We start from the raw sequence: 17,966 nt of genomic DNA on the forward strand, positions 1-17,966 counted from the left end.
ATTACGTTTGATCCGGAGGTGGCCTCGGAAGCGGGCCGCACCGGGCACATTCAGGCTGGCAAGGGCTGGCGACCCTTGCGGCTGCGGGCAGGCGCTTCCTCCGGCATGGCGGAGGGGGCGACGACCCGGTCAATGAAGGCGCGGGCGATGCCGGCAGTGGTGCCGGTGACATGCTCTTCCAGCAGGGCCGAGAGCCGCGCGCTATCGCGCGCCTCGAATGCCGCGATCATCTGCTCGTGCTCGGCGACGGCGTCGGCCCAATGCTCCGGGCTCTTGCGCACCACGAAGCGGCAGGCATGAATGCGGGTGAGGATCTGCTGGTAGAAGGCCGAGAGCGTCGCATTGCCGGCGATCTCGAAGAAAGCTTCGTGGACCAGCCGGTTGTGGCGCAGATACTCGATCTCGTTGCTGGCCTCGAAATGCTCCATCATCCGGTCGTGCAGCGCGCGTACGCGGGCGATGTCGGCGTCCGTTGCGCGGGTGCAGGCAAGCGCGCCGGCAAGCCGCTCCAGCGAGGCCATGATGGGGAACAGCTCGGAGATCTGCTCCTCGGTGATGCGGGCGACGATGGCGCCGCGGTGCGGCAGGATCTGTAAGACGCCTTCCGCCGCCAGCACCTTCAGCGCCTCGCGGATCGGGGTGCGGGAGACACCGAAGCGCTCGCACAGCTGCTCCTCCGGCACCTTCTCGCCGGGGCGCAACTCACCTTGCAGGATCATCTCCCGCAGCGGCGCCACGAGCGATTCATGCAGGGAATGACGAACGATCTGTCCGGCTGCCATCATCGATCCTGACGCTGCTTCGAAAGTATTATGAACAGCATAGACGCGATTCTTGCCATCAGGAATTCTCGCCTCACGCCGCTTCCGCGTTGCGACCGCCCAGCAGGCTGCCGCCGGTGATAGCGCTGACGGCGGGCAGCAGCAGCAGGAAGATGCCGATGCCCATCATGGTGGCGACGAGGCCGTTGGAGAAGAAGATCGAGGCCGAGCCGTCCGAGGTCAGCATCGCCTGGCGGAAGGCGTCTTCCGCCTTGTCGCCCAGCACCATGGCGAGCACGAACGGCGCCAGCGGATAATCGAGCTTCTTGAACACATAGCCGGCAATGCCGAAGCCGAGCGCCAGCCAGATGTCGAAGCTGTGGCTCGCAACTGTGTAGGCGCCGATCACGCAGACCACGGTGATCATCGGCCCGACCACGGTGAAGGGCGCGCGCAATATGGTGGCGAAGAGCGGCACCGTCGCCAGCACCAGCACTACGGCAATGATGTTGCCGAGATACATGGATGCAATCAGGCCCCAGACGAAATCCGGCCGGGTGGTGAACAGCATCGGGCCGGGCGAGAGACCCCAGATCATCAGCCCGCCCATCATCACTGCGGCGGTGGCCGAGCCGGGAATGCCGAGCGCCAGCATGGGCAGCAGGGCGCAGGAGCCGGCGGAATGGTCGGCGGTCTCGGGCGAGACGATGCCTTCCGGCTCACCCTTGCCGAAATGCTTGCCGCGGCGCGAGAAGCGGCGTCCGAGCGCGTAGCTCATGAAGGAAGCGGCGGTCGGCCCGCCCGGGGTGATGCCCATCCAGCAGCCGATCAACGCGCTGCGGATGATCGACACCCAGTAGCGCGGCACTTCGGCCAGCGTGCGGAAGATGGTGCGCAGATCGAGCTTGGCTTTGACGCCCTCGAACTTCAGCCCCTCTTCCATGGTGAGCAGCAATTCGCCGAGGCCGAACAGGCCGATCACCGCGACAAGGAAGGAGATGCCGCCGATCAACTCGTCCAGTTCGAAGGTGAGGCGGCTCTCGCCGGAGATTGTGTCCATGCCGATGGTGGCGGCGGCGAAGCCGAGCATCATCGACACCAGGGTCTTGAAGGGCGAGCCGCCGGCCATGCCGATGAAGCTGGCGAAGGCCATGAAATAAACGGCGAAATATTCCGCTGCGCCGAAGCGCATGGCGAACTGCGCGACCCAGCCGGACAGCAGGGTGATGACGATGACGCCAGTGAGCGCGCCGATGCCGGCGGAGGAGAAGGCCAGCGTCAGCGCCCGCACCGCCTGGCCCTGCTTGGCCATCGGATAGCCGTCGAAGGTAGTGGCGACGGAGGAGGGCTCACCGGGGATGTTGAACAGGATCGAGGTGGTGGAACCACCGAACAGCGCCCCCCAATACATCGAGGTCAGCAGGATGATCGCGGAGATCGGATCCATGGTGAAGGTGAGGGGGAGCAGCAGCGACACGCCGTTCGGCGCCCCCAGGCCCGGCAGCACGCCGACCACGAGGCCGAGCAGCACGCCCACCACCATGATGAGGACGTGGTGCGCGGTGAGCGCCACCGCGAAGCCGTCCATGAGCTGGCCGAAATTACCCATGATGCATTCCCGCCCGGCTCAATAGATGCCGAAATGATTGAGCACGGGTCCCTTCAGCAGCGGGACCATGAACAGCTCTTCGAAGATGATGAAGTTCACCGCGACGACAAGAAGCGCGATCAGCAGCGCCACATGCGGGCGGAATTTGGCCGCGGTCCACATGGCGTAGAACACATAGATGCCCATGCCGATATAAAGGCCGAGAAAGCCCGAGATCAGCGCGAAGCCGACGATCGGCAGGAAGAAGGCGGCGACGGTGCGAAGCCGCTCGCCATCGAGGAACGGCGCGCTGCCGGCCTCGCGGCGCATGAGCGCCTGCAGGGCGGTGGCGGCGCTGCCGAGCATGATGAGGCAGCCGACATAGAACGGGAAATAGCCCGGCTGCGGGCCGCCATCGGCCCATTCGATGCCGTTCTGCAGCGAGCCGTAGCACACCACGGCGCCGATCAGCGCGGTGGTAGCGGCAGTGACGACCTCCATGGCCGGACGGGATATTTCCATGGCACCTGTTCCGTGGGCTACGGCATCGAGCGGGGCGCGAGACGCGGGGCGTTGCCACCCCGCGTGCCCTTCGCGCTGGGACCGGGCATCACTGCTCGGCGCGAAGCCAACCGTTACGCTTGTACATTTCCGAATAGCTCGCCTTGTGCGTGGCGATGAAGGCCTTGAACGCGTCGCCGGTCAGCACCTTCTGAATCTGAGCGCCGCGCTCGGCATAGGCCTTGAACTCCGGCGCCGCAGCCGCCTTGGTCAGGAGCGCGGTGTAGTAGGCGAGGGCTTCCGGTGGCACGTTTGCCGCCATCCACACCGTGCGCGGCTGGGCGAAGCTCTTGATGTCGAGGCCGGCCTCGATGCAGGTCGGCACGTCGTTCCATGATTTGCCGTCGGCGATCACCGTCTTGTCGGCGAGGCGGGCCTCCTCGAACACGCAGAGCGGCTTCTGCACGCCGGCCTTCCACTGCTCGACGCTCTCGCTCGGATTATTGACGTTGGCGTCGATATGGCCGCCGGCGACCTGGATCGCCGCCTCGCTGCCGCTCTTGTAGGGGATGTAGGTGAGGTCGACGCCGCCGGCCTGCTCGATCAGCGTCATCAACGTCTCGTCGGCCTCCTTGGCCTTGGCGCCGCCGACCTTCAGCTTGCCCGGCGCTTCCTTGGCCTTGGCGATGAAGCCCTTCACGTCCTCGATGCCGGAGGTCTTCGGGTTCACCCAGAGGATGAAGGGGTCGAACACCATGGCGGCGACCGGGGTGAGGTCCTTGCCCGCGTCATAATTCAGCTTGGAGGCGAGCGGCAGCACATAGGCGTCCTGCGTGCCGAAATAGAGCTTGTAGGGATCGCCGGGATTGGTCTTGGCGTAGACGAAGGTCTCCGCGCCGCTGCCGCCGGCCTTGTTGCTGACGATGATCGGCGTGGTGAGCAGTTCGTTCTTGCTCAGCGCCGACTGCACGACCCGCGCGAAAGTGTCGGTGCCGCCGCCGGGACCCGCTGCCGCCACGAATTCGACCGGACGGTTGGGCTTCCAGTCGCTCTGTGCGCTCGCCGGCACGATGAGGGCGAGCGAGACGGCAAGCGCGGTCACTGCGTGTTTCGGCATCAAAGCCTCCCTGATGGATGTTCTTGGATTGGCGGTTAGCCAGCTTGTTGGCAAGACCGTAACGCATCAATCATTTCACATCAATAATTATAGATGCGATTTTCAGTGAGCTTGTTTGAGGTGTCATCCCGGCCGGAGGCGCAGCCGTAGAGCCGGGATCGCGTGCCGAAAGTGGCACTCCTTCCTGCGCGCGATCCCGGATCGGCCTTGCGCCGTCCGGGATGACGCCAACGGGTAGGGGCAGGGAAGGGTGCTACGCCAGCAGCCGCGCCAGCCGGTCGTAATTCTCGATCTCGCCATCGCGGATCTGCGCGGCGAGCACGGTGTCGCGGGCCTCGCCGCTTTCATAGGTCATGGTGATGGTGACCCGCGTGCTGCCGGCACATTGGTCGAACACCGTGGTGATGACGGCGCCGCCCGGATACCAGGCCGGCTCGAAGCGCTCGGTCTGCACCAGGCGTTCCGGGCGGACCACCTCGCGGAAGCTGCCGCTCCAGCCGATCTCGTCCCCGGGCGGGCGGCGCATCAGGTAGCGATAGGCGCCCCCACGCACCGGGTCGATGGCGCAGATGATGAGCGAGCGGCTACCGGGCCCCAGCCACTGTTTCACCAGCTCCGGCTGCGTGAAGGCGTCGAACACACGCTCGCGCGCGGCGTCGAACTCACGCTGCATGACGATCTCGCGCGCGCCTTGAGCGAACAGCCTGAGCGTGCCGAGATGCTTGATGGTGGTCTCGCCAGCGTTCGTCATCGCCGGCTCCGTCAGATCCTGGCGACCAGCGCCGCCAACTGGTCGGCGCACTGGCCCCAGCCTTCATGGAAGCCCATCGCCTCATGGGCCTTGCGATCCTCGGCATTCCAGTGGCGGGCGATGGCGGTGTAGGTCGTGCCGCCCTTGCCATTGTCCTCGAAGGTGATGATGCCGGTGAAGAAGGGCTTGGCCGAGGGCTTCCAGGCGGAGACAAAGGCATCGGTGAAGACGATGCGCTCATTGGGCACCACTTCGAGATAGACGCCGTGCATCGGCATGTCGGTGCCGTCGGGCCCGCGCATCACGATGAAGCTGTTGCCGCCCGAGCGTACGTCGGTTTCCACGACCGGCGTCGTATAGGGCCGTGGCGCGAACCACTGCTTCATCAGTTCCGGCTCAGTCCAGGCGCGGAAAAGCTTCTCGCGTGGCGCGTGGATCTCCCGGGTGAGCACGAGATCGCGCTCGGCATCGAGGGTGGTCGCAGGCCTGGTCGTCATCGTGTCCTCCTTGGCGGGTTCCCACTAAGGACGAACGAGATGCCGCCAGACCGACATAGTCGACACGATTTCGACGCGGATGACGTTGGGGAGGTGCTGTTGGAGCATCCTTCGAGGCCGCTTCGCTGCGCCTCAGGATGACAAAGCCGAGCCACCCAGCTTATTCCGCGGCCTCCTTGCCGCGGTCGGTGAGCGATTCGAGCACCATCGCCGCCTTGTGGCGCAGGTGCTCCTTCAGGATGGCACCGAGCCGGGCAGTGTCGCGGGCACGCAGCGCCACCATCATCTGCTCATGATCCTCGACCGCCTCGCGCCAGCGCTCGGAGGATTTCTGCGCGATGAAGCGGACCGCGTGGATGCGCACCATCAGCGTCTGGTACATCTGCGTCAGCGAGTTGTTCGCGGCGATCTCGAAGAACGCCTCGTGGATCTGCCGGTTCAGCTTGAGATAGGTGGCCGAATCGGTCCGGCGGTAGGCGTCCACCATCAGCGCGTGCATCGCCTCGAGCCGCGCAACGTCTTCCGGCGTGGCGCGGGCGCAGGCCGCTTCGCCGGCCAGCATCTCCAGCGCGCCCATGATCGGGAACAGTTCGTCGACCTCGCTCGGGGAGATGCGGGCGACGCTGGCACCGCGGTTCGGCGAGAGGATCAGAACCCCTTCATTCGCCAGCACTTTCAATGCCTCGCGCAGCGGCGTGCGGGACACGCCGAAGCGCGAGCAGAGCATCTGCTCGGAAATCTTGTCACCCGGTTTCAACTCGCCACGCATCAGCATGTCGCGTAGCTGCGCGGCGAGCTCGCCGTGCAGGCTGCGGCGTGGGATGACGGCGGTGTCCGGCATGACCATTCGATCGACCTCGAATTGGGGAACTCGCCTCTAGATTGCTCCCGCCAGCGGGTTTGGCAAGCCGGCGTTGCTATTCCTCATTCGGCGGCCGCGCGCAGGGGGCTGGCGGCACTCTCGGCGAGGTAGTCGAGTGCCGCCTGAACGCCGCCCTTGCGATGCGGCACGCCGGCGATCGACAGCCCCATCTCCACGCCGGACAGCGCGCCGAGGATGGTGAGGTCGTTGGTGTCGCCGAGATGGCCGATACGGAACACCTTGCCCGCCAGCTTGGTGAGGCCGGTGCCGAGCGACATGTCGAAATGCGCCAGCGTCTTCTCGCGGAAGCCGTCGGCGTCGTGGCCTTCCGGCATCAGCACCGCGGTCAGCGAGGACGAGTAATATTTCGGCTCGCGGCACAGCACTTCCAGTCCCCAGGCCCGCACCGCGCGGCGTGTCGCCTCGGCATGGCGGTCATGGCGGGCGAAGACGTTCTCGAGGCCTTCCTCGTGCAGCATGTCGATCGCCTCGGCGAGGCCGTAGAGCAGATTGGTGCCGGGCGTATAGGGGAAGAAGCCGCGCTCATTGTGCGGCAGCATCTCTTCCCACGACCAGAACAGCTTCGGCGACTTCGAGGCCTTGGCGGCAGCGAGCGCCTTCGGCGAGAGCGCGTTGAAGGACAGGCCCGGCGGCAGCATCAGGCCCTTCTGCGAGCCGGAGACGGTGACGTCGACGCCCCATTCGTCATGGCGATAATCGATCGAGGCCAGCGAGGAGATGGTGTCGACCAGGTACAGCGCCGGGTGGCCGGCGGCATCGATCGCCTTGCGCACCTCGTCGATGCGGGAGATGCACCCCGTCGAGGTCTCGTTATGGACGACGCAGACCGCCTTGATCTCGTGGTTCTTGTCCTCGAGCAGCCGCGCCTCGATCTGGGCGGCGTCGGCACCGATGCGCCAGTCGGAGGCGATGAATTCGGGGACAAGGCCGAGCTTGATCGCCATGTTCTTCCACAGCGTGGCGAAATGGCCGGTCTCGAACATCAGCACCTTGTCGCCGGGCGAGAGCACATTGACTAGCGCCGCTTCCCACGCGCCGGTGCCGGAGGCGGGGTAGATGATGACCGGGTTGGCGGTCTTGAAGATGGTCTTCATGCCGTCCAGCACGCGCCGGCCCAGCTTCTGAAATTCCGGGCCGCGATGGTCGATGGTCGGCATGTCCATCGCCCGCAGGATGCGGTCGGGAACCGGAGTCGGCCCCGGAATCTGCAGGAAGTGGCGCCCGGCGACACGGGCGGCATTGCTGGACATAGGATCCTCCATAGACGGCATGCGCATTGACGATGTGGCTTCGCTCTTGCCGAAATGAATTATGAATGCAAAATTCAGTCAAGTCCATTTGCGCCGTCGGGACGCACTATGTGGACGCAAATGTGTGAGGGAGGAAAACATGGCGGCACGGCTGGCGCCGGGTCTGGAGCGGCGCCTGAGGTCTGAGATGACCGGGGACGTGCTGTTCGACCGTTTCAGCCGAGGTCGCTATGCGACCGATGCGTCGTTTTACCAGATCATGCCGATGGGTGTGGTGGTGCCGCGTACGGTCGAGGAGGCCGAGCGCGCCATCGCGCTGGCCCGCAGCGAGGGTATTCCGGTGCTGCCGCGCGGCGGCGGCACCTCGCAATGCGGGCAGACCATCAATGAGGCCTTGGTGGTCGATGGCTCGAAGCACCTCAAGCGCATATTGGAGGTGGATCTTGAAGGGCGGCGCTGCGTGGTTGAGCCGGGCATCGTGCTCGACGACCTCAATGCACAGTTGAAGCAGCACGGCCTGTGGTTCCCGGTCGACGTCTCCACGGCGAGCCGCGCCACCATTGGTGGCATGGCCGGCAATAATAGCTGCGGCGGGCGGTCGCTGCGCTACGGCACCATGCGCGACAATGTGCTCTCCATCGACGCCATGCTGGCTGATGGGGCCAAGGCGCATTTCGGGCGGGTCGACCACAATCTCTCGGAACTGCCGCCCGATTCGCCGCTGGCCCCGCTCGCCCGCGACCTGCTGGCGCTGGGTGGGCGCGAGGCCGCGGAGATCGCGGCGCGCTTCCCCAAAGTGCAGCGCCGGGTCGGCGGCTATAATCTCGATTCGCTGGTGCCGAATCCGGCGGGCTACAACCTCTCCCATTTGCTGGTCGGCTCGGAAGGCACGCTCGCTTACTCGACGAAGATCGAGCTCAAGCTCTGGCCGCTGATCGGCAAGAAGGTTTTGGGCGCCTGCCATTTCGGCAGCTTCTATGCGGCGATGGATGCCGCGCAGCATCTGGTCAAGCTGAAGCCGATCGCGGTGGAACTGGTCGATGCGACGCTGCTCAAGCTCGCCAGCGAGATCGCGATGTTCCGTCCGACACTGGAGCGCTTCGTGCGCGGCCAGCCGGAGGCGATCCTGCTCGTCGAGTTCGCCGAGGATGACGACGAGAATGAGCGCCGGCTGAAGCTGCTCGCTGACACCATGGGCGATCTCGGCTTCGGCTGGGACCGCAGCGGCGCCAATTGGGGCGGGGTGGTCGAGATTCGCGACGCCGGCTTGCAGGCCGCCATCGCGGATGTGCGCACCTCCGGCCTCAACATCATGATGTCGATGAAGGATGCGGGAAAGCCGGTCTCCTTCGTCGAGGATTGCGCGGTGCCGCTGGAGCATCTCGCCGACTATACCGACCGCCTGACCCAGGTGTTCGAGAAGCACGGCACCAGGGGCACGTGGTACGCCCACGCGTCGGAGGGGTGCCTGCACGTGCGCCCGGTGCTGAATTTGCGCCTCGAGAAGGACGTCAAGGCGATGCGCGCCATTGCCGAGGATGCCTTCGCCATGGTGCGCGAATACAAGGGTTCTCACTCCGGCGAGCACGGCGACGGCATGGTGCGCTCGGAGTTCCACGAGCCGATGTTCGGCTCGCGGCTGGTACACGCCTTCGAGGAGGTGAAGGACCGCTTCGATCCGAAGGGGCTCTACAATCCCGGCAAGATCGTCCACCCGCCGAAGTTCGATGACCGCACCCTGTTCCGCTATTCGCCGGACTATCGGGTGGAGGGCTTGCAGGCGGCTCTGGACTGGACCGGCTATTCCGGTGCGGGCGGCGGGCTGCAGGGCGCCATCGAGATGTGCAACAACAACGGCGCCTGCCGCAAATCGGCGGGCGGCGTGATGTGCCCCAGCTACCGCGTCACCCGCGACGAGCGCGATGTTACCCGCGGGCGCGCCAACACGCTGCGGCTCGCCATTTCCGGCCAACTCGGTCCCGATGCGCTGGCCTCCGACGAGATGATGGAGACGTTGAAGCTCTGCGTCTCCTGCAAGGGCTGCCGGCGTGAATGCCCGACCGGCGTCGACATGGCGAAGATGAAGATCGAGGCTCTCGCGGCACGTGTGAAGGCCAAGGGCCTGACGCTGCACCAGCGGCTGGTCGCCTATCTGCCGCATTATGCCGGCCTTGCCTCAAAAGCGGCGTGGCTGATGAATGTGCGCGACCGGCTACCCGGCGCTGCGGCACTCTCGGAGAAGCTTGCGCAGTTCAGCGCGCGCCGCTCCCTGCCGCGCTGGCGCACCGACGCCTTCCGCGAGGAAGCGACCACGTTCGGTCCGGAGGGTGGGCGCGAGGTGGTGCTGTTCGCCGACACCTTCAATCGCTGGTTCGAGCGGGAGAATGTCGATGCCGCACTCAGCGTGCTCACCGCCGCCGGCTATCGCGTGCACATGCCGGCTCCGGTCGATGGCACGAAGCGCGCGCTGTGCTGCGGGCGCACGTTTCTCTCGGCCGGCCTGGTCGACCAGGCGCGGGCCGAGGCGAGGCGTGTCCTTTCGACCTATGCGCCGTTCGTGGCGCGCGGCGTGCCGGTGGTCGGGCTGGAGCCGAGCTGCCTGCTCGCCTTCCGCGACGAACTGCCCTCGCTCATTCCCGGCGAGGACACGCAGCGGCTCGCCGCCCACGCGCTGCTGATCGAGGAGTTCCTGGCCCGCGAGGCGGAGGCCGGGCGGCTGATGCTGCCGCTCGGCCCGGTGGCTGACCGGGCGCTGCTGCATGGCCATTGCCACCAGAAGAGCTTCGGCGTGATGGGCGCGGTGGAGAAGACGCTGCGGCTCATTCCCGGGCTCAAGGTGGAGACGGTGGAATCCAGTTGCTGCGGCATGGCGGGCGCCTTCGGCTATCACTCGGAGACCATCGACGTGTCGCTGGCCATGGCCGAGCTGTCGCTGCTGCCGGCGGTGCGCAAGGCGGAAGCCGGCACGCTGGTGGTGGCCGACGGCACCTCGTGCCGGCACCAGATCCATGACGGCGCGCAGCGCGATGCGGTGCATGTCATCCGCGTGCTGGCGGCGAGCCTGGAGGCCGCCCGCGCCGATGCGCCACGACATCTGGAGGCCGCCGAATAGCCAGGCTTGATCAGGCAGCCCCGCCCGCCTATCGGAATGAACCCGTCGCCAGCGAAAGCCACGTACCCATGACCGTCCTCAGCCTTGCCGCCGCCCAGACCATCCTCACCACCGCGCTGGAGCATTGCCGAAAGGGCAAGTTCCTGCCCATGGCGGTCGTCGTGCTCGATGCGCGCGGCGCAGTGAAGGCCTCGGCGAGCGAGGACGGCACCAGCCTGAAGCGTTTCGACATCGCCCATGGCAAGGCCTATGGCGCGCTCTCGCTCGGCATCGGCTCGCGCTCCATCTTCAAGCGCGCCAAGGAGCAGGCCTTCTTCGTCGCCTCGGTGACCAATGTGGTCGGCGGGGCGCTGGTGCCGGTGCCCGGCGGCGTGCTGATCCGCGATGCCGAAGGCGTGGTGATCGGCGCGGTCGGCATCTCCGGCGATACTTCGGACCATGACGAAGCGGCGGCAAACGCGGGCATCGCCGCCGCCGGCTTCAAGGCCGACCCCGGCGCCGACTGACGCAACCTCTCCCGACGTATAGTTGCATGCTGCCGCCCCGCCGCCTTATCAAAGGTGGTGGGGAAGGCTCATGACACCCGATCAGGTCCTGTTGCTGCGTTCCGGCTTCGACAAGCTGCGTCCGATCTCGGAACAGGCAGCAGCGTTGTTCTATGCCCGGCTGTTCGAGATCGAGCCGGAGGCGCGGATCCTGTTCAAGAGCCCGATGCCGGAGCAGGGTCGCAAGCTGATGGCGACGTTGGCATCCGTCATCAACGGCATTGACGAGATGCACCTCATGCGGCCGGCTGTGCAGAATCTGGGTCGCCGCCATCATGGCTATGGCGTGACGCAGGCGCATTTCGTGCCGGTCGGCGTGGCGCTGCTGTGGATGCTGGAGCGCTGCCTCGGTGACGATTTCACGCCGGCGGCGCGGGACGCCTGGCTCGCCGCGTACACCGCGCTCGCCGACATCATGATGCATGCGGAATAAGCCGACCGGCCTGTCGCTTCGTCAGCCGAAAAGAGTGTCCCGGCCGGAACAGCCCCGTCCCTCGGTCGTTGGCAAACGGCAGGGGGCGATAATCCAGACAGGAGATACCTCATGGCAAATCGCGAACAGGAGCATCGTGGCGGTTCCGGCAACTTTGCCGAAAATCGCGAGCGCGCTCGTGAGGCTGGCAGGAAGGGCGGCGCGCACAGCCATGGCGGCCAGCAGCACAGCCAGAGCGGCGGCGACGACCGCCAGCAGGGCGGCGAACGTGACGGCTCCGGCAATTTCGCCAATGATCCGCAGAGCGCCGGGGAGGCGGGCCGCAAGGGCGACCAGCGTTAGAGCATCCTGAAATCAAGGCACTTTTCGATCCTTCGGACGGTTCGATCCGAACGGGAAGGGCGCTTGCCGTTCCATCTCCCGGTTCGATCGCCGCCCGGCGCGGCCCGGCTCCGCGCCGGGCGGTGGTGTCGCTCGGGAAACTTCATGGATTCCCAACATGTTCGGAACCATGGCCGGCAACCTGCGTTGACATTCGTTCAACACAAGCGAGAGTATTTCGCCATGGGCGAGTTTCGCGGCCATGGCGGCGACTAGGGCACGTTTACCGACAAGCCGTCAGGCCGCTGAACGCCCGGCATCCAGGCGAGGAGAAGCGCCATGGACTTATATATTGCGCCTTACGACATGATCCCGCCGGCCCTGATGCCGCCGTTGCGCGTGCGGGCCGGGCAGGCGTTCTACAATATTGCCAACCTCGATGAGGCGCTGGCTTTTGCCCGCGCCAACCCTTATCCGAAAGGCGACCACGAAGGGCTGATCCGCCGCCTGCAAAGCGCGGACGAGCCGGACGAGATCATCGAGGCGGGCAATGCCTTCCGCTGGTGGGCGGAGTCCAACGGCATACTGGTTGAGCGCGGCCTGCCGGGCTGAGACCAGCTGGCAACACGGCGGGAGGTTAGGCGATGGACCAGCCCAGCACGGATTTCGTCGAGTTCGAACACGGCCCGGTCCGCGTCGCCGGGCGGGACGGCAAGGTGGTCGCGCTTTCCGCGCTCTGGCTGGCACGCGGCTTCCTGCAGGAGCAGGTGCCGACGCCGGAGACGCAGGAAATCATCCGCCAGATGGACATGGCGAGCGACGAGGACGAGGCCCATCAGGCATTGCGCAGTTTCTGCGCCTGGGCCGACGCGACCGGCGTGCGCATCGCGGCGTGAGCATCCTCGAGAGGATGACCTGAAACTCCTTCTCGAGGCGAGAACCACGTCATCCTGGGTGCTCGGGCGCCGCCGGAGCCTCGAAGGATGCTCATTATCGTGGGACGCCGTTTTGCTTCATCATCCTTCGAGGCTCGCTGCCGCTCGCAACTCGGAGCCTGACCGAAAACTCCAATTGGCCCTCATCCCCGGACTTGATCCGGGGATCCAGCCCACCCGGGAGAAGTCTGGATCCCCGGATCAAGTCCGGGGATGAAGGTGGAAAGGTGGCTCTTCAACGGATAAGTCGAATTTTGAGTCAGGCTCTCAGGATGACGTGGCTATTTTCAGGATGACACCGGTAGGCGGAAATCGGCGTGCCAGCCGAGATCAGCGTGCGCTTTCTCGGCGGAGACCGGTCCACCCGGCTCGGCGATGTTGAAAATGCCGTGCTCGCCGTGGTCCATGGCGAGCATCGCCGCATGGGCCGCAGCGTCGACATGGAGCGCGACGCCTTGGGGCGGGGCATCGACACCGGTGCCCGGGCCATAGAAGCGGCCATAGCGCAGCACGACGCCCTCGATCGGCGGCGCGTTCAGCACGTGCTGTTCCAGCGCGGCGACGCCGCGCACGCTGGTCCCGCGCGGGCCGTCCGCCGCGAGGTCGAGCGGATCGGCCTCGGTGTGCGGCTCCGGGCCCGCCGCATAGGCCCAGGCAATGCTCTGGGCCACCATCCGCCGGGCTCCGGCCGCTCCCGCTGCGGCGACGAGGTTCCGCGTGCCCTCGTCGCGGATGCGGGCATTGTTGGCGATCGCCGCCGCCATCTGATCCGGCGCGAGGCCGGCGGGCAGGTCGGTCAATTGGTGGATCACGATCTCCGGCCGGAACGCGGCGACGGCACGCGACAGTGCGTCCGCATCGAACACATCCACCACCACGGCGGTGAAGCCGGCGGCGCGTAGCGCATCTGCCTTGGCGGGCGAGCGGGTGGTGCCGGCGACATCATGGCCGGCGGCGCGGAGCAGCGGCGCCAGCCGCCGCCCTATGGCGCCCGAGGCGCCGGCGAGAAAGACGCGATATCCCATGAGTCTATTTCCGTTTGAGGCGACGCCCTGACCTCAGGCGCGTATCTTGCCGTCCTCGACGCAGCGCTTGTCGAAATCGGCCTGCGCGACGTCGATGGCGTCGATATTCGCCTGTGCCCAACTGCCGAGCGCCATCACCGGCACGCACAGCGAGCGGCCAAGCGCGGTCAACTCGTAGTCCACGCGCGGCGGAATGGTGGGAAACACGGTGCGCGTCACCAGTCCATCGCGTTCCAGACCGCGCAGCGTCAAAGTGAGCATGCGCTGCGAGATGCCCTCGACCATGCGCTTCATCTCATTGAAGCGGCGCGGGCCATCGGCGAGCAGCATGACGATCAGCACGCTCCATTTGTCGCCGACGCGCGCCAGTACGCGGCTGACCTTGCGGCACTCCGTATTGTGGAAACCTCTATGTATCTCAGTCACTTGGCTGTGCCCTGGTATAGCGAATGTGCCTTCTTGCGTTATCTAATGGCAGGCACGTAATTAGTCCAGGTCACATTTCGTAACCGGTCAGGACATTATGAGCCACCGCACCCTTCTGCACATCGATTCCAGCATTCTCGGCGAACATTCGGTCAGCCGCACGGTGAGCGCCGCCGTGGTCGCGAACCTGCGCGCCGCCGATCCGTCGCTGAGCATCGTCTATCGCGATCTCGCCGGCACGCCGCTGCCGCACGCGACCCCGGCCAGCATGCCGGCCGACCATCCGCTCTCCGGCGGCGCCGGCGACGCGGTGAGCCAGCAGGCGCTGGACGAGTTCCTCGCCGCCGACATCGTGGTGATCGGCGCGCCGATGTACAATTTCACCGTGCCGACGCAGCTGCGCGCCTGGATCGACCGCATCGTCGTGCCCGGCAAGACCTTCAGCTATGGCGCGAACGGCGCCGAGGGCCTCGCCGGCAATAAGCGCGTCATCGTCGCGCTGTCCCGCGGCGGCATCTATTCCGATCCGGCCTTCGCCGCGATCGCCGAGCATGCCGAGACCTATCTGCGCTTCATCCTCGGCTTCATCGGCGTGAAGGCGCCGGAATTCATCATTGCCGAGGGCATCCAGGCAGGCTTGCGCGAACAGGCGCTGGAAAGCGCTCTGCGCAGCGCCGGAGAATTGAAGGCGGCTTGAGAGCCTTTTGCTTCATTTCGTCATGCCCGGGCTCGTCCCGGGCATCCACGACCTTGCGCAAGTGGCAACCGTGGATGGCCTGACGAGCCCGGCCATGACAAACGCGATCCCGGATCGGCCATTCGGCCGTCCGGGATGACGATGAACGGTTAGAGGATCACCCCGCCAGCGCGGTCGGCTCGGCTTCGTTGCTGGCGCCGGCAGCGAGCTTGCGGAAGCGCACCAGCGTGTAGACGCCGAGGCCGACATTCTTCGCCTCGATCAGCTCCGCGGTGCCGTTCTTCTGCGCCCAGGCGTGCAGGCGGGCGAGCTGGAATTCCGGGCGCCAGCCGAGCTTGCGGGCGCGGCGGGCGAACCAGCGCTCGAACGAGGCGCGCAGCCCCTCTTCGGCGCCGAGATGATTGACCAGGATGATCTCGCCGCCCGGCTTCAGCACGCGGGCGAGTTCGTCCAGCGTCTTCTCCGGCTGCGGCACCACGGTGATGACGAACTGGGCGATAGCGACGTCGAAGCTGTTGTCGGCGAAGCCGAGATCGGCGCCGTCCATCAGGAACAGGCCTTCGACGTGGCTCAGGCCGTCCTTCTCGACGCGCTCGCGGGCCTTCTGCAGCATGGGTTCGGAAATATCGACGCCGACCAATCGATTGCTGCGCTTGTAGGAGGGCAGGGCGAGGCCCGTGCCGACACCGAATTCGAGGATACGTCCGCCGACCCGTTCCGCCGCCGCAATCGCCGCCTTGCGGCCGGCGTCGAACACCGCACCGAACACCACGTCATATACCGGCGCCCAGCGGGCATAGGCTTCCTCGACGGTCGCGCGGTCGAGATCGGTCGTCGTCATATTTCCCCCCAAACCTGCGGCTCGGTTAGCGAATCAGCTCCTGAGAGTATCCGTCACCATGACCGCTTCTCGTGTCAAAGCAGTGAATGCCGGTGCGCGACGTATCACCCCGCCACCCAGCAGGCGGGCCGCCTCGCCACCGTCTTCGTAGAACACGCATGCCTGCCCCGGAGCGACGCCTTCTTCCATGGCATGCAGATGAACCGCAACGGTGCCATCGGGTTCCCGCGCCAGATGGCCGGGCACCGGGGCGCGGGTAGAGCGCACCTTCACGTGCAACTCACGCTCGGCGTCGAGCGCGGCCTCGATCGGCTCATCGCCCAGCCAGTTGAGCTCGTCGACCCGCACCACCGAGACTCCCAGCGAATGGCGCGGCCCGACCAGTACGCGGCGGGCCACGGCGTCGATGCCGACCACATAGAGCGGCTCGGAGGAAGCAATGCCGAGGCCCTTGCGCTGGCCGATGGTGTAGCGCATCACGCCATTGTGCCGGCCGAGCACACGGCCATCGAGATGCACGATCTCGCCGGGCTCGGCGGCTTCCGGGCGCAGCTTCTCGACGATGTCGGTGTAGCGCCCGGTCGGCACGAAGCAGATGTCCTGGCTATCCGGCTTGTCCGCGACCTTGAGGCCGAAGCTCTCGGCGAGCGCGCGCACTTCCGGCTTGGTGGTCTCGCCCAGCGGGAAGCGCAGCATGTCGATCTGCTCGCGCGTCGTCGCATAGAGGAAGTAGCTCTGGTCGCGGGAGAGATCGAGCGGGCGAAACAGGCCGCGCCCGCCCTGCGGCAGCGCCCGGCTGGTCACGTAATGGCCGGTGGCGAGGATGTCGGCGCCGAGGTCGCGCGCGGTCTCCAGGAGGTCACGGAACTTGACGGTGCGGTTGCAGTCGACGCAGGGGATCGGTGTCTCGCCCGCGGCATAGGCATCGGCGAAGCGCTCGATCACGGCGTGGCGGAACCGGCTCTCATAGTCGAGCACGTAATGCGGGATGCCGAGCCGCTCGGCGACCATGCTGGCGTCGTAAATGTCCTGGCCGGCGCAGCAGGCGCCCGGGCGATGGTGCATCGCCTCGCCATGGTCGTAGAGCTGCAGCGTGACGCCGATCACCTCATAGCCAGCCTTGGCATAGAGCGCTGCGACCACCGACGAATCCACGCCGCCCGACATCGCCACCACGACGCGGGTCTGGGCAGGGGAACGTCCGGTATCGTCGAGCAGGATCATGAGGCGGCGGAACGCGGGAATCTGGCCGGTGTTGCGCGCCGTCTTGCGCAAGGGACTCGGGCCCTGGTTACCATGGTTTACGGACCAAGGTTTTACGGGTGGTGCGGCCGCGACGCAAGCCAAGCCGCAGCGGGGCTTGCCGGCGTCCGCTGGCTCATCGCCGGGAAGTGATGCGTAGCGGGCTGGCAATCGGCGGGAAGCGGCGTTTGATGGCGGCTCTTCGGCGTTCCCCCGATAAAGGTCGGCCCATGAACATCGCCCCGAAATCCCGCCTTCGCACCCTGCTTGCCGCGCTTGCGGCGAGCGCCGTCCTCACCGGCGGCGCGCTGGCGCAAGGTGCGCCGCCTGCCGCGCGGCTCGCCGCCACCGTGGTGAAGGCGGATGGCGACCGGCTCGAGGCCACGGATAGCAGCGGCAAGCCGGTGAGCTTCAAGCTGCCGGACAATCTGCGGATCACCGCGGTGGCGACGGCCTCGCCCGAGGAGATCAAGCCCGGCAGCTTCATCGGCAGCGCCGCGCTGCCGGGGCCGAACGGCACGCTGACCGCGCTGGAGGTGCACGTCTTCCCGCCGAGCATGCGCGGCACCGGGGAGGGACACAGGCCCTGGGGCACGGACCCGAACGCCTCCATGACCAATGGCACGGTGGGTGATCTCGTGGTCTCCAACGGGCGCACCATGACGGTGAAGTATGGCGAAGGCGGCGTGCAGACCATCGTGGTGCCGCCCGATGTGCCGATCGTGACCATCGACAAGGGCGACCGCGCGATGCTGGTGCCGGGCGCGCACATCGTGGCGTTCTATGCGCGCGGCGACGACGGCACGATGGTCGCGAGCCGGGTGACGGTGGGCAAGGACGGCACCGTGCCGCCGATGTGATCTTCGACCTTAGGCTGGCATTGCCGTGGCTTTGCTCAAGCATTGATACGGCTATGCTCGAGCATCCTTCGAGGCTCGCTGCGCTCGCACCTCAGGATGACGTGGTCCTTCTAAATCGACGTCATACTGAGGTGTCCGGCACAGCCGGGCCTCGAAGGATGCTGAAGCAGGACAACGCATC

20 protein-coding genes are annotated in these 17,966 nt (G+C 66.3%); 8 read left to right on the forward strand and 12 right to left on the reverse strand.

Annotated features, from left to right (window positions below; genetic code table 11):
* Positions 1-50: 50 nt before the first annotated feature.
* The 8 genes from G3545_RS27770 to G3545_RS27805 form a co-directional block, all read right to left on the reverse strand.
* Positions 51-782: a GntR family transcriptional regulator gene (locus tag G3545_RS27770; RefSeq protein ID WP_170017528.1), complete on the reverse strand. Its 732-nt coding sequence runs from the start codon at positions 780-782 to the stop codon at positions 51-53.
* 73 nt (positions 783-855) lie between these two features.
* Positions 856-2,370 (reverse strand): tripartite tricarboxylate transporter permease, encoded by a 1,515-nt coding sequence (locus tag G3545_RS27775; protein ID WP_170017529.1) that lies wholly within the window; start codon positions 2,368-2,370, stop codon positions 856-858.
* 18 nt (positions 2,371-2,388) lie between these two features.
* On the reverse strand, positions 2,389-2,871 hold the full coding sequence (locus G3545_RS27780; RefSeq protein WP_170017530.1) for a tripartite tricarboxylate transporter TctB family protein: 483 nt from the start codon (positions 2,869-2,871) through the stop codon (positions 2,389-2,391).
* Between the two features lie 88 nt (positions 2,872-2,959).
* A complete protein-coding gene (locus G3545_RS27785; protein ID WP_170017531.1) occupies positions 2,960-3,967 on the reverse strand; it encodes a tripartite tricarboxylate transporter substrate-binding protein in 1,008 nt (335 codons plus the stop codon).
* 253 nt (positions 3,968-4,220) lie between these two features.
* The gene (locus G3545_RS27790) at positions 4,221-4,718 is read right to left on the reverse strand and encodes an SRPBCC family protein (protein ID WP_170017532.1); all 498 of its coding nucleotides are present in this window, start codon (positions 4,716-4,718) and stop codon (positions 4,221-4,223) included.
* Between the two features lie 11 nt (positions 4,719-4,729).
* Positions 4,730-5,215, reverse strand: a complete 486-nt coding sequence (locus tag G3545_RS27795) for an SRPBCC family protein (RefSeq protein ID WP_170017533.1) — start codon at positions 5,213-5,215, stop codon at positions 4,730-4,732.
* A 160-nt stretch (positions 5,216-5,375) separates the two neighbouring features.
* Positions 5,376-6,056 carry a GntR family transcriptional regulator gene (locus tag G3545_RS27800; RefSeq protein ID WP_246702593.1) on the reverse strand — a complete coding sequence of 227 codons (681 nt, stop codon included), beginning with the start codon at positions 6,054-6,056 and terminating at the stop codon, positions 5,376-5,378.
* A gap of 83 nt (positions 6,057-6,139) precedes the next feature.
* A complete protein-coding gene (locus tag G3545_RS27805; protein WP_170017535.1) occupies positions 6,140-7,348 on the reverse strand; it encodes an aminotransferase class V-fold PLP-dependent enzyme in 1,209 nt (402 codons plus the stop codon).
* 139 nt (positions 7,349-7,487) lie between these two features.
* On the opposite strand from G3545_RS27805, the gene G3545_RS27810 reads away from it, so the two are divergent.
* From G3545_RS27810 to G3545_RS27835, 6 genes are all read left to right on the forward strand, one after another.
* A complete protein-coding gene (locus tag G3545_RS27810; protein ID WP_170017536.1) occupies positions 7,488-10,460 on the forward strand; it encodes an FAD-binding and (Fe-S)-binding domain-containing protein in 2,973 nt (990 codons plus the stop codon).
* Positions 10,461-10,528: 68 nt separating this feature from the next.
* Complete coding sequence (locus G3545_RS27815) at positions 10,529-10,966, forward strand: heme-binding protein (RefSeq protein WP_170017537.1); 438 nt, start codon at positions 10,529-10,531, stop codon at positions 10,964-10,966.
* Between the two features lie 70 nt (positions 10,967-11,036).
* Positions 11,037-11,438 carry a globin family protein gene (locus tag G3545_RS27820; RefSeq protein ID WP_170017538.1) on the forward strand — a complete coding sequence of 134 codons (402 nt, stop codon included), beginning with the start codon at positions 11,037-11,039 and terminating at the stop codon, positions 11,436-11,438.
* 111 nt (positions 11,439-11,549) lie between these two features.
* Entirely contained in the window at positions 11,550-11,780 is a 231-nt protein-coding gene (locus G3545_RS27825) for a KGG domain-containing protein (RefSeq protein ID WP_170017539.1), read from the forward strand.
* Positions 11,781-12,098: 318 nt separating this feature from the next.
* Positions 12,099-12,371, forward strand: coding sequence for a hypothetical protein (locus G3545_RS27830; RefSeq protein ID WP_246702594.1), 273 nt, complete (start codon positions 12,099-12,101; stop codon positions 12,369-12,371).
* A gap of 32 nt (positions 12,372-12,403) precedes the next feature.
* The gene (locus G3545_RS27835; protein ID WP_170017540.1) at positions 12,404-12,655 is read left to right on the forward strand and encodes a hypothetical protein; all 252 of its coding nucleotides are present in this window, start codon (positions 12,404-12,406) and stop codon (positions 12,653-12,655) included.
* 326 nt (positions 12,656-12,981) lie between these two features.
* Here the strand turns inward: G3545_RS27835 and G3545_RS27840 are convergent, their stop codons facing one another.
* Both G3545_RS27840 and G3545_RS27845 read right to left on the reverse strand, forming a co-directional pair.
* Entirely contained in the window at positions 12,982-13,719 is a 738-nt protein-coding gene (locus G3545_RS27840) for an NAD(P)-dependent oxidoreductase (protein WP_170017541.1), read from the reverse strand.
* A 33-nt stretch (positions 13,720-13,752) separates the two neighbouring features.
* Complete coding sequence (locus tag G3545_RS27845) at positions 13,753-14,145, reverse strand: helix-turn-helix domain-containing protein (protein WP_170017542.1); 393 nt, start codon at positions 14,143-14,145, stop codon at positions 13,753-13,755.
* A gap of 97 nt (positions 14,146-14,242) precedes the next feature.
* Between G3545_RS27845 and G3545_RS27850 the strand changes: the two genes are divergently transcribed.
* Positions 14,243-14,842, forward strand: coding sequence for an NAD(P)H-dependent oxidoreductase (locus G3545_RS27850; RefSeq protein ID WP_170017543.1), 600 nt, complete (start codon positions 14,243-14,245; stop codon positions 14,840-14,842).
* Between the two features lie 157 nt (positions 14,843-14,999).
* Here the strand turns inward: G3545_RS27850 and G3545_RS27855 are convergent, their stop codons facing one another.
* Positions 15,000-15,683 carry a class I SAM-dependent methyltransferase gene (locus tag G3545_RS27855; protein ID WP_170017544.1) on the reverse strand — a complete coding sequence of 228 codons (684 nt, stop codon included), beginning with the start codon at positions 15,681-15,683 and terminating at the stop codon, positions 15,000-15,002.
* 33 nt (positions 15,684-15,716) lie between these two features.
* Positions 15,717-16,907 carry a tRNA 2-thiouridine(34) synthase MnmA gene (gene mnmA / locus G3545_RS27860; RefSeq protein ID WP_170018310.1) on the reverse strand — a complete coding sequence of 397 codons (1,191 nt, stop codon included), beginning with the start codon at positions 16,905-16,907 and terminating at the stop codon, positions 15,717-15,719.
* Between the two features lie 248 nt (positions 16,908-17,155).
* On the opposite strand from mnmA, the gene G3545_RS27865 reads away from it, so the two are divergent.
* On the forward strand, positions 17,156-17,785 hold the full coding sequence (locus G3545_RS27865) for a hypothetical protein (RefSeq protein ID WP_170017545.1): 630 nt from the start codon (positions 17,156-17,158) through the stop codon (positions 17,783-17,785).
* Positions 17,786-17,966: the final 181 nt, after the last annotated feature.

The sequence above is a fragment of the Starkeya sp. ORNL1 genome (genome assembly GCF_012971745.1).
Classification (GTDB): domain Bacteria; phylum Pseudomonadota; class Alphaproteobacteria; order Rhizobiales; family Xanthobacteraceae; genus Ancylobacter.